At 31.6% G+C, this 12,780-nt stretch carries 10 protein-coding genes; 8 read left to right on the plus strand and 2 right to left on the minus strand.

Annotation, left to right across the window (positions count from 1 at the left end; translation table 11 throughout):
- The first annotated feature begins 29 nt into the window (after positions 1-29).
- From JC605_RS07815 to JC605_RS07825, 3 genes are all read left to right on the plus strand, one after another.
- Positions 30-1,568 carry a DEAD/DEAH box helicase gene (locus JC605_RS07815; protein WP_198855668.1) on the plus strand — a complete coding sequence of 513 codons (1,539 nt, stop codon included), beginning with the start codon at positions 30-32 and terminating at the stop codon, positions 1,566-1,568.
- A gap of 173 nt (positions 1,569-1,741) precedes the next feature.
- Positions 1,742-3,079, plus strand: coding sequence for a DEAD/DEAH box helicase (locus JC605_RS07820; protein ID WP_198855669.1), 1,338 nt, complete (start codon positions 1,742-1,744; stop codon positions 3,077-3,079).
- A gap of 77 nt (positions 3,080-3,156) precedes the next feature.
- Positions 3,157-4,422, plus strand: coding sequence for an NAD(P)/FAD-dependent oxidoreductase (locus JC605_RS07825; protein ID WP_198855670.1), 1,266 nt, complete (start codon positions 3,157-3,159; stop codon positions 4,420-4,422).
- A 110-nt stretch (positions 4,423-4,532) separates the two neighbouring features.
- On the opposite strand, the gene JC605_RS07830 is transcribed toward JC605_RS07825, so the two are convergent.
- Positions 4,533-5,762 carry a multidrug effflux MFS transporter gene (locus JC605_RS07830; protein WP_198855671.1) on the minus strand — a complete coding sequence of 410 codons (1,230 nt, stop codon included), beginning with the start codon at positions 5,760-5,762 and terminating at the stop codon, positions 4,533-4,535.
- A gap of 149 nt (positions 5,763-5,911) precedes the next feature.
- On the opposite strand from JC605_RS07830, the gene JC605_RS07835 reads away from it, so the two are divergent.
- From JC605_RS07835 to JC605_RS07855, 5 genes are all read left to right on the plus strand, one after another.
- Complete coding sequence (locus JC605_RS07835) at positions 5,912-6,328, plus strand: hypothetical protein (protein ID WP_198855672.1); 417 nt, start codon at positions 5,912-5,914, stop codon at positions 6,326-6,328.
- A gap of 86 nt (positions 6,329-6,414) precedes the next feature.
- On the plus strand, positions 6,415-6,798 hold the full coding sequence (locus JC605_RS07840; protein WP_198855673.1) for a hypothetical protein: 384 nt from the start codon (positions 6,415-6,417) through the stop codon (positions 6,796-6,798).
- 689 nt (positions 6,799-7,487) lie between these two features.
- Positions 7,488-9,404 carry a DUF294 nucleotidyltransferase-like domain-containing protein gene (locus JC605_RS07845; RefSeq protein ID WP_198855674.1) on the plus strand — a complete coding sequence of 639 codons (1,917 nt, stop codon included), beginning with the start codon at positions 7,488-7,490 and terminating at the stop codon, positions 9,402-9,404.
- A 3-nt stretch (positions 9,405-9,407) separates the two neighbouring features.
- Complete coding sequence (locus tag JC605_RS07850; RefSeq protein WP_198855675.1) at positions 9,408-10,004, plus strand: 3'-5' exonuclease; 597 nt, start codon at positions 9,408-9,410, stop codon at positions 10,002-10,004.
- A gap of 212 nt (positions 10,005-10,216) precedes the next feature.
- Positions 10,217-10,609: a hypothetical protein gene (locus tag JC605_RS07855; RefSeq protein ID WP_198855676.1), complete on the plus strand. Its 393-nt coding sequence runs from the start codon at positions 10,217-10,219 to the stop codon at positions 10,607-10,609.
- A gap of 53 nt (positions 10,610-10,662) precedes the next feature.
- On the opposite strand, the gene acs is transcribed toward JC605_RS07855, so the two are convergent.
- Positions 10,663-12,573, minus strand: a complete 1,911-nt coding sequence (gene acs, locus JC605_RS07860; protein ID WP_198855677.1) for an acetate--CoA ligase — start codon at positions 12,571-12,573, stop codon at positions 10,663-10,665.
- Positions 12,574-12,780: the final 207 nt, after the last annotated feature.

Raw genomic sequence — 12,780 nt, forward strand, 5'->3', positions numbered from 1 at the left:
GTATTTTTGCAAAAATCCAAAAATAAACAATGTCTCAAAACACTTTAGAAATACAAAGAGAAGAGAAAAAAGAACTGTATGCATACCAAAAAGGCGATATTGACGCCATTTTTGACCGTTTAGACAATGCTCCTCCAAAACACCACTTACTGTATCAGCTTCCAACAGGAGGAGGAAAAACAGTAATATTTTCTGAAATCGTTCGCCGCTATTTATCTCATAACGATAAAAAAGTGGTTGTTTTAACGCACCGTATCGAACTTTGTAAACAAACTTCAAAAATGTTAACTGGTTTTGGTGTTACAAACAAAATAATTAACAGTAAAGTAAAAGAATTGCCTGATCAGAATGATTTTTCTTGTTTCGTGGCGATGGTTGAAACTTTAAAAAACCGTATTAATGATGAAAAACTTCATTTAGACAATATCGGTTTAGTTATTATTGATGAGGCACATTACAACTCATTTAGAAAGTTATTAAACTCATTTAAAAATGCTTTTATTCTTGGAGTAACTGCAACACCTTTGAGTTCTAATATAAAATTACCAATGCACCAAAGCTACAACGAACTTATCGTTGGTGATACTATCGGTTCATTGATTGAAAAAGGTTTCTTGGCAAAAGCTACAACTTATAGCTACGATGTTGGTTTGACTTCGTTAAAAGTTGGTATCAATGGAGATTATACAGTAAAATCTTCAGACGATTTATATACCAATACTTTAATGCAGGAAAAACTGCTTCATGCATATACAGAACGTTCTTTAGGAAAGAAAACGTTGATTTTCAATAATGGTATTCATACTTCTTTATATGTATATGAGACGTTTAGAGAAGCAGGTTACGACATCAGACACTTAGATAACACTAGTAGTTCTGAAGAACGTAAAGACATTTTACAATGGTTTAAAAAGACTCCTGACGCAATTTTAACTTCTGTCGGAATCTTGACAACTGGTTTTGATGAGCCAACCGTAGAAACAATTATTTTGAACAGAGCAACAAAATCGTTGACATTATATTTCCAAATGATTGGTCGTGGTTCTCGTAAATTACCTGGAAAAGATGAATTTACAGTTATCGATTTAGGAAACAATGCCGCACGTTTTGGTTTATGGAGCGATCCTGTTAATTGGCAACATATTTTTAAATCACCAGAATTTTATCTTGAAAACTTGCGTGATGATCACGAAATTGAATTGTTCTTTAAATATAGCATGCCACCAGAATTACGAGCAAAATTTAGTAAAACTGCCGAAGTTAATTTTGATGTAGATGAAGAGCATAAATTAATCATTAAACAAAATCTTCGTTCTAAAGTTGTTTTAGACAAATCTCTAGATCAGCATGCTGCAATGTGTGTAGACAATACTGAAACACTTCAAGAAGCAAAAATGTTAGCTAAAGAATTAGAAGATGATATTGAAGATCGTATCAAACGTTATTCAAAATGCTTAAGCCAATGTAGTAAAAACTACCGAGAATGGCTAGTTGACGATTATAAGCAGAGATTAACTTTATTAATTGGTAAAAAGTATCGTGAGAAAATCATGAACGAACCAGATTGATAATTTAAAAGTTAAATTGTTTCAGGTTTCATGTTTCAAGTTATTGGAATCTAAAATAGTATCATAATTTATAAAAGGAGAAATAGCATTTCAAAGTAAATGTGATTTCTCCTTTCAACTTATTAAGTTTTTGGTGTAACTTGAAACCTGAAACTTTAAACAAATTAAAGAACATGTCTAAACCATTCTCAACATTAGGAATCTCGACTCCAATTTTAAAAGCTTTAAGCGAATTAAACATTGTTGAACCAACAGAAATTCAACAAAAAACAATTCCGTTATTTTTGAGTGAAACTCACGATATAGTTGGTTTAGCTAAAACAGGAACAGGAAAAACTGCTGCTTTTGGATTGCCTTTATTACAATTAGTAAATTCAGAATCTACTGAAGTCCAAGCTGTAATCTTAGTTCCAACAAGAGAATTAGGACAGCAGATTTTTAGAAATTTAGAAAGTTTTTCAAAATATATTCCTAATATATCTATTGCCTCAATTTGTGGAGGAACTCCAATAAAACCTCAAATAGAGAGATTAAAAGAAGGCGCTCAGATTGTTGTCGCAACTCCAGGACGTTTAATAGATTTGATTCAGAGAAAAGCAATCGACATTAAAAAAGCTGAATATTTAGTTTTAGATGAAGCTGATGAAATGGTTACGATTCTAAAAGAAAGTTTAGATGAAATTATTGCTGAATTACCTAAAAAACATCGTACTTTATTGTTTTCAGCAACACTTCCTGGAACAATTAAACAATTGATTCAGAATTATTTGAACAAAAATGTCGTTCAGATAAGTGCCAATATGGAAACTGTTGGAAATGAAGGAATAGACCATGAGTATATTGTGGTCGATCCAATTGAAAAGTTAGAAGTTTTAATGCATTTCTTGAATTCTAGAGATGGCGAAAGAGGAATTATTTTCTGTAAAACTAAAGCTGCTGTAAACAAATTAGCCAAAAACTTAGCTATCAATAAGTTTTCTTCTGGAGCACTTCATGGAAGCTTGTCGCAAGGAATTCGCGATAGAATTATGGAACAGTTTCGTGAAGGCCATATCAACATTTTAGTTGCAACCGATTTGGCAGCGAGAGGAATCGATGTGAAAGAAATCTCGTATGTAATTAATTATCATTTGCCTGACACTTACGAGAACTATGTTCACCGAAGCGGAAGAACTGCAAGGGCAGGAGCAAAAGGACTTTCTTTGACTGTTTTACAGCAAGAAGAAGTTTTTGAAATTGCTGATTTCGAAAGAGAATTAGGAATTAAATTTTCTGAGTTTAAAAAACCTTCTGCAGCAAGTCTGGAAGAAAATAATATGCTTTTATGGGCAAAACAAATCTTCAAAACAAAACCAAATCATGAGCTTTCTCAGGATCTAAAAACACGAGTAAAAACCGTTTTTCATCATCTTACAAAAGATGAATTAATCGAGAAATTAATGGCAAGTTATGTCTTACAGAACAAAATCGATATAGTTGAAAAACCTGTTAAAAAATTCAAAAACAAATAAGCATGACAATTGTCATTGCATATTAAAGTTGTATATTTATAAGGAATTATTTTATAATCCTACTTAATACAACATATATGAAAATAGTCATTATTGGAGGTGGGTTTGCAGGACTTAATCTAGCAAAAGAGCTTGTAAATCAGCCTCAAATACAAGTAACACTTGTAGACAAGAATAATTATAACTTTTTCCCTCCACTTATATATCAAGTTGCAACAGCATTTTTAGAGCCATCGAGCATTAGTTATCCGTTTAGAAAATTCTTTGCTGGCAAAAAAAATCTGCAATTTCGCTTAGGCGAATTATTATCTGTTTCTCCAGCCGAAAAGAAAATCACTTTGAGCAACGGAGAATTAGATTACGATTATCTAGTTTTTGCAACTGGAGCAGAAACCAGCTATTTTGGTATGGAAAACGTTATGAAAAACGCTATTCCGATGAAAACTTTAAATGATGCCATCGAAATGCGTAACGCGCTTCTTAAAAATCTAGAAAAAGCTGCAATTTGTAAAGATATGCGTAAACGACGTAAATTATTGACAATTGTGGTGGCCGGAGGCGGACCAACTGGAGTGGAAGTTTCCGGAATGTTTGCAGAAATGCGAAAAAACATTCTCTTAAAAGAATATCCAGAATTAGACACTTCTGTAAGCAACGTTTATTTAGTTGATGGAGGAGACGCTCTTTTAGCTCCAATGAGTAAAGATTCACAAAAAGATACTTTAGAAGCTTTAACCAAATTAGGCGTTGTCGTAAAATTAAACAGTCGTGTAACCGATTATGTTGATGATACTGTTCATTTTGAAAATGGAGAAACCATTAAAACTAAAAACCTTATCTGGGCTGCCGGTGTAACTGCAAAGATTTTTGAAGGAATGCCAAAGGAAAGCTACGGACGTGGACGCAGAATGGCAACTGACGTTTATAACAAAGTAAATGCTGTAGATAATATTTATGCAATTGGTGATACTGCAATTTTAGCTGGTGACACAAATTTCCCTGACGGGCATCCGCAAGTTGCACAAGTTGCAATTCAGCAAGGATTAAATTTAGCTAAAAACTTTAAAGCAATGGTAGCCAATAAACCGTTAAAACCATTTGCTTACAAAGACAAAGGCTCAATGGCAATTATCGGAAAAAACAAGGCTGTCGTAGATTTACCAAGTCCGAAATGGCATTTTAAAGGATTTTTTGCTTGGTTTATCTGGCTATTTGTTCACTTAATTTCATTGATAACCTATCGCAACAGGTTAAATACCTTCTGGAATTGGATGGTAGCTTATTTTGCAAAAGATCAATCACTTAGAATGATCATAAGACCTGAAAAAAGACAGCAAAGCTAAAACTTTCTGAAAATTCTAAAATTGGAAAATTTTTAAATACTAAAAAGCCTAAATCAATGATTTAGGCTTTTTTATTAGAATTTGGAATTTCTTCTTTGGCATTTAAAAAATTAATGCCCAATCATAACATCATCACTATCTGATAATTCCACTTTTTCTTTAATAAAACGCTTTCCGATATTTAAAATAATAAAGGCTGTAATCGTAGTTGTTGTCATAATGGCAACCATAGGCGCTACAGAATCTTTTACAAAGACACCAATTGCAAATGATGCCAATGCACCAATTCCTAATTGAATAGCTCCCATTAAAGCAGAAGCACTACCTGTATTTTTAGCGAAAGGAGCAAGCGTTAATCCTGCCGTATTTGGGTTTGAAATTCCTAAACAAGCAAGAAATAAAAACAACATTCCGATCGTTTGATACAATCCTAAAAGATCATTTAAGGCTAGAATTAAAAATATAATACTTATAATAGACTGCGAAATTAAAGCGCCATAGATCATTTGTTCGCTCGAAAATCGTTTTAACAGCATAGAATTCAACTGGCTAGAACCAATAAAACTAACTGACATAAGAGCAAAAATCCATCCATAAGTTTTAGCGTTAACATTATAAATATCCATAAAAACTAGAGGAGAAGCCGCTACATAAGAAAACAAGCCAGAAAATGCGACTGCTCCAGTAAATGCATAGGTATAAAATTGAGGTTCTTTTAAAACCATTACAAAATTTGATATGATTGGTTTTGGTTTTAGCGAAATTGAATTATCTGGTTTATAAGTATCCGGAAGTCCGAATTGTGAAGCTGCTAAAATTACGATTCCCATACACATAAGAATAAAAAACACAGCGTGCCAACCTAAATCTTCTGTAACATAACCACCAATAGTTGGCGCCAACATAGGAGAAAGTCCAACAACAAGCATTAAAAGCGAAAACACTTTTGGAATATCTTTTACAGGAAATAAATCACGAACCATTGCTACAGAGGCAACAGTTGCAGCACAACTTCCGATGGCTTGAATAAAACGAAGCAATATGAAAGCATCAATATCAGCAACATAAATACATCCTAAAGAGGCAAGAATATATACTAGAAGCCCAATAAATAAAGGTTTTTTACGCCCAAAACGGTCTAATAAAGGCCCATAAAGCAATTGTCCAGCAGAAATTCCGATGAAATAACTGGATAAACTCATCGAAACTTTTGCTACAGAAGTATTTAAATCTTTTGCAATTCCTGAGAAACCAGGCAGATACATATCAATAGAAAAAGGACCAAGTGCAGTTAACGAACCTAAAATAAGGATTAGCTGGATATATTTTTTTGTTGTCATTATCTTAAAAAACGGCTTATAATTTTCTGCAAAGGTAAAGATTTCATATCTTGTTATATAACTTGAAGAAGTTTATAACAATAAATTAAAGTAATTGCCAACATTATTTAGTGTAACTATTTATTAATCTTTAAATTAGAAAAAAAATTATGAAAAAGTACCTTTTGTTATTAGCAGTTTTATGCACATCAATTACGTTTGCGCAAACCATTACATCTAAACAAGAAGAAGCCAGTGTTGCGCAGTACGAACTTCTTAAAAAGGTTAACGAGTATTATCCGGATATTACATTAAGTAAATCGGTCACCAATTTTTATGCAGACGGAAACATTATCGATTCACAACAAGATTTCGATTTAAGAGGAACAAAATTTTCAAGTTACAAGCTAGGAATTGAACCAGGAAACAAAAAAGTAAAGTTTGATTATGTTTCTACTGAAACTGGACACGTATACGGCGACGTTACGATTTTTAACGGAAACGCTTTGAGAACAACTTTTAACGAAAAAACGAATCAAATTGACGTGTCGTTAAACGGAAAATCAGTTTATTTGAAAAAATTATAGATTTAAGAAAACTTAAAAAAAGCATCGCAAATATGTGATGCTTTTTTGATTTATATTTGATTCAGATTTTAATACAACAAACTACAATGAAAAAATTTCTTTTACTGGCATTTTTAATTTCGTTACAATCATTTGCGCAGCAAAATAAATTCTCAGGAACTTGGGGAAACAAAAAATGCAAAGACTGCAAAAAAGAATACATTTTTACAATTACGATTGCTCAGTCAAATTATAAAATTTTTGGAACCGCTGAAGTTACTAGCGATCATAAAGAATTAAATTCTGGAGTTTTAGAAGTTACGGGGCATGTGTATCCGCATGGCGATAAAGCTCAAATAAAATTTAAAGATCAAAACGGAAATACATCCAGCGCAGTTTTATTTGTAGAAGATTCAGTAATACAGTTTACTAAAAATGGTGGAAGCGATATTGTACCAAAAGAGATGATTTTGAATAAATTATATGAATAAACTCCTCTTCGGAGTTATTTCAATTTGAACTATAATTTATATTATGTAAAATAGAATATTTTAGAAACTGCCCTATAAATCTGTTATACGGCTTTTTGCGTAAAGTATTTTTATCTGCGATAAATTTACCATCCTTGCTTCTAATTTTTTTTGTTTGAGAACTTTTGTTTTATAAAACTACATCTCTCATAAATCTACTGTATGATTTTTATTTTCGAAAAAACTCAAATATTCAAAATTTAGCTTACTGGATTATTACAGTTTATTTTCAAAAGCATTTTACTTAAATTCAAATCGCTTAAAATGCACTGTATCATTTTTATTTTTGAAAATTTCCAAATATTCAAAATTTAGCTCGCTAGATTTACATACAGTTTGTTTTCTAATCAAAACATTTTCCTTATATTCAAATGTTCATAAATGCGCTGTATGATTTTAGATTTAAAATATTTTCAAATATCGCAGTATTTATCAATCTAGTTTTTGCCAATGTTTTTTTGTAAACATAAATCGTCTCTGTGCCAATCGTAAATATTCAATTTTTTAAAACAGAAAAGTTTTTGCAAGTCTTATTGTCATTATCTTTTAACATTTCTTTAAAATAGTTAGATTCTACTAAAGAACTTTCATTGTAAGAGTTTATTTTACTATTTTTACATTCGATACTTTAAAAATAAATTATCACATATATGAATACAGTTGCTGAACATATTGCAGATTTTTTAAAAGAATACAAACCGTTTGATAATTTAACTTTCCAGGAATTATCAGATATTGCTACGAATATTCGTGTCATTAATCTAGAAAAACATGCGGTATTATTTCAAAATAACGATCCGCTTCATGAAAACTTTTATGTTGTAGCTTCTGGCGTCATTAATCTTACAACTATTGCCGATGCTGAGGAAACAATTATAAATAAGTGTCACGAAGGCGATATTTTTGGTTTACGTCCGTTTTTTGCCAAAAACAACTACATGATGACGGCAAAAGCACGTGAGGAAAGTATTGTATATGCTATTCCGATTGCTGTTTTCAGACCTTTTGTGGCAAATAATTCAGATGTATTAAACTTTTTATTAGAAAGTTTTGCTGTAAATTCTCGTCATACTAAAGACAGTATGAACTCTAACGGCAAATTAGTTTCAGATTCTGATTATATAGATCAGCAGACAGAAATGCAATACATTCAGTCTCTTAACTATAACAATTCTCCTTTAACAACACAGGCAAGTTCTATAATTAAAGACGTTGCAATTTTAATGACAGATTCTATGGTAGACAATATCATAATCTGTGGCGAAAAAAATCATCCAATTGGTATCGTTACCAATGCAGATTTATCATCAAAAATTGCAACAGGACGCTTTCCTATTAGTGAAACTATTGATAAAATTATGTCGTCTCCAGTTGTTACAGTTTTAGAAAATGTATCTTTGGCTGAAGCTCAACTATTGATGCTAAAACACAACGTAACTCACTTATGTGTTACAAAAGACGGTACAAGCAAATCTGTAGTAAAAGGAATTATTTCTGAACACGATCTTATTGTAGCACAAGCTAGTAACCCAGGTGTATTAATCAAAGAGATTAAGCGTTCTCAGCTTCCAAAAGACTTAAAACAAATACGCGATCGTCTATCAGATTTGATTCAGAATTCGATTCAAAAAAATATTCCAATTTCACATGTCAGCAATATTGCAAGTGAGATCAACTTGGCAATTATTAAAAGAGCGGTCGAATTATCGATTTTAGATTTAGGCTCCCCTCCTGCACGTTTTGCATGGTTAAGCATTGGTAGTCAAGGACGTAAAGAACAATTATTACTTACAGATCAAGATAGTATTTTAATTTTTGAAGATGTTACGCCTGAGAAATATAGAGAAGTAAAAGATTATTTCTTGAGATTGGCAAAACGTACAACTTCTATATTAGAAAAAGTGGGCTACGATTATTGTCCAAATGGACATATGGGAAGCAATATGCTTTGGTGTAAATCCTTGAGTGATTGGACTAAACAATACAACAGTTGGATGAATACTCCAGGTGAAAACAGTAATGATTTGAGTAGTATTTTCTTTGATTATGAAATTGTTTTTGGAGAACCAAAAATTGAAGAAGCAATTGAAAATGTGATTTTCAAAAATGCCGTTAACAATACTTTATTCTTTGACTTTTTAGGAAACGATGCTTTAAAGAGAAACTCACCTTTAAGTTTCTTTAAAAAATTCATTGTTGAAGAAGATGGTCCGAATAAGGATAAATTTGATATTAAAACAAGAGCTTTAATGCCATTAATTGATGGAGCGCGTTTATTAATTTTAAATGCAAACATTAAAGGAATTCAAAATACCTATTTAAGATTCAAACAATTAGCAATCACAGATTCTAAAAATGCTGAAATTTATTTAAGTTGTGCGGAAGCTTTTTTAACGCTTTCTAAATTTAGAACTGTTGAAGGATTAAAAAACGACGACTCTGGCCAATATATTAACCTAAGAGAAATGTCAAAAACTGACAAAGAGAAATTAAAAAATGCATTGTCCCCAATGAAAGACCTGGAGGAACTGATAAAGAGTAAATTTCAATTGACACAATTCTCATAAAACATGCTAGACTGGTTAAAAAACATTAATAAAGACTATCCAGATTTCTGGAAAGACTATTTAACGAAATTCGAAACCAAACCTAATAAGTTTGTTGTTTTATCGACCGAAACTTCTGGTTTAAATCCGGACAAAGATGTTATTTTGTCTCTTGGAGCTTTTTCGGTTATTGATGACAGTATTGTTATTAAGGAAAGTTTCGAAACAGTTTTATTACAATACAAATATCTTCAAGATAACGGGCTTTCAAATGAATTTATCATTGAAAGCAAAATGATGAAAATGCCTGAGCCTGATGCGCTTGAAGCTTTTGTAAATTTTATAGGAAACTCAATTCTAGTTGGGCATCATATTAATTTTGATATCGAAATGCTAAATGCAGCTCTAGAACGTTTAGATTGCGGCCGATTGAAAAATGAGGCTTTAGATGTAGATGTCATGTACAGAAAACTTACAGATATAAATGACAAGCAATTTTCGCTTGACGATTTATGCGGGATTTATAAAATTCCAAAAAGCGATAGAAATTCTTCTTCTGAAGATGCGTATAGAATTGGACTTTTATTCTTAAAATTAAAATCTAGATTAGGAATCAAATAAATTAAAAAAAAAAAAAACAATTTTTAAAGTACCAAGTTCTAATCAGTATCATATTTAAAAAGCCTCTTAACTTTAAGAGGCTTTTTTTTTGTCATTCTATTTATGAATTAACAGAAAATTACTAATTCAATGGTTTTTCAAATTAAGTAAAATTGTAATTTTATATTAATTAAATGAAATTAGAGACAAACCCTTTCTAAAACTAAAATTCTATGAAAAAGCTACTATTTGTTCTGTCCTTTCTGTTTTTTGTTTCAGTGATTTTTGCACAAAATCAAGATCCTTCATCTAAACGTATTTTAGGAAATTGGTATTCTAAAACAAATACAAGTACAAAATGGGTCTTTACTCAGGATGGAAAAGCTTACAATTACAACAATAACCAAATGAAGGTAATGTACAAATATACTATTTCAAATAGTTGTCAGAACTTTTCAGATGATACGGCTGAGTTTGTAACTTTTCGAGATAAAGACGGAAATGAGTTTTGTTTTAGAATAAATGGAATTAATGAAAATAAAAATGGAATTCTGTCACTTACCAACTTAAGTAATATGCAACAGCTTATTTTTGTAAATGATGCAGGTTTAAAAAACAACCAATAAATACCATAAAAAAAGCCTCGTGTTAAGAGGCTTTTTTAGAATTATATTTTTAATTAAGAAATTCTTTCTTTCATAATTTCTTCAACAACTTCTGGATTTAATAAAGTTGAAGTGTCTCCAAAATTAGAGAAATCACCTTCAGCTATTTTACGTAAAATTCTACGCATAATTTTTCCAGAACGAGTTTTTGGCAAACCAGAAACAAATTGAATTTTATCTAACTTAGCGATTGGTCCAATGTGATCTGCAATATATTGGTTTATCTCTTTAGTTAGATTCTCTTTATTTCTAACTTCTCCTGTTTCTTTAAGAATAACAAAACCATATAACGCATTTCCTTTAATATCGTGAGGGAATCCAACAATTGCAGATTCTGCTACAGCTGGATGTTCGTTGATCGCATCTTCAATAGGAGCTGTTCCTAAGTTGTGTCCAGAAACAATAACAACATCATCTACTCGACCGGTAATTCTGTAGTATCCAACTTCGTCTCTTAAAGCACCGTCTCCTGTAAAGTATTTTCCAGGGAAAGCAGAGAAATAAGTTTCTTTGTAACGTTCGTGATTATTCCAGATAGTTCTAGCGATTCCCGGCCATGGAAATTTAACACATAAACTTCCAACTACTTGGTTTCCTTCAATTTCATTACGTTTTTCATCCATCAAAACAGGTTGGATTCCAGGTAATGGCAATGTTGCATAAGTAGGTTTTGTTGGGGTTACAAAAGCAATTGGCGAAATCATGATTCCTCCTGTTTCTGTCTGCCACCAAGTATCTACAACTGGACATCTCTTATCTCCTACGTGGTCATTAAACCAGTGCCAAGCCTCTTCGTTAATTGGCTCTCCAACAGATCCGATAACTTTAAGTGATTTAAGAGGATATTTTTGAATATAATCTAAACTTTCTTTTGCCAATGAACGGATTGCCGTTGGTGCAGTATAGAATTGTGTAATTTTATGTTTTTCGATAATATCCCAAAAACGGCTAAAATCTGGATAAGAAGGAACTCCTTCAAAAATTACAGTTGTAGCTCCGTTTAATAATGGACCATACAATATATAAGAGTGACCAGTGATCCATCCAATATCTGCTGTACACCAGAAAATATCATTGTCTTCGTAGTTGAATACATTTTTGAAAGTATACGCAGTGTATACCATATAACCAGCAGTAGTATGAACCATTCCTTTTGGTTTTCCTGTTGATCCTGAAGTATATAAGATAAACAAAGGATCTTCGGCATCCATAATTTCAGCAACACTATTATCTAAAGCTGCATCTAATAATGGTTGTAACCAAACATCACGACCATCTTTCATTTTTACATTAGTATTAGTTCTTTTTGCAACTAAAACTTTTGTAACAGAAGGGCAAGTTTCTAGAGCTTCGTCTACAATTCCTTTAAGATCAATTGTTTTGTTCCCTCTATATCCTCCATCAGATGTGATTACCATTTTGCATTCGCAATCGTTGATTCTTGCAGAAACTGCAGAAGCAGAAAATCCAGCGAAAATAACAGAGTGAATTGCTCCAATTCTAGCACAAGCTAAAACAGAAACAGCCAATTCTGGAATCATTGGTAAATAAATACAAACTCTATCTCCTTTACGAACACCTTGCTCGCGAAGAACGTTTGCCATTTTTGAAACTCTCTCGTATAATTCATTATACGATATATGTAAAGCCTCTTCAGAAGGATCATTTGGCTCAAAAATAATTGCCGTCTTCTCTCCTCTTTTGCTTAAATGTCTATCGATACAGTTTTTTGTAATGTTAACTTTAGCGTCTGTAAACCATTTTACTTCTGCCTCAGCCATATTAAAATCAACAACTTTCTCCCATTGCTGGTACCATGTGAAATTCTCCTCAGCTATTTTTCCCCAAAATTTTCTTGGCTCCCTTATTGACTTATTGTAATGTTTAAAGTATTGTTCTAAATTTTCAATTTTGTAATAGCTCATCGTTTGTTGAATTTTTTTATAAATGTATTAAATCTGAACGTATTCTTGAAATAATTTAATTCATAAATTTTATCAAAAAAAACTTTTATTTAATAAAATATGATAATTATTTGCAGTTGTCTTAAAATTTTATTTTTTAATGCAATTTAGAAAGGGCAAAAAAGGCATAATAAATAGATATTATGCCTTTTTTAATTTAACAAATTT

It is taken from the genome of Flavobacterium sp. IB48, assembly GCF_016405855.1.
In the GTDB taxonomy this organism is placed as follows: domain Bacteria; phylum Bacteroidota; class Bacteroidia; order Flavobacteriales; family Flavobacteriaceae; genus Flavobacterium; species Flavobacterium ginsengisoli.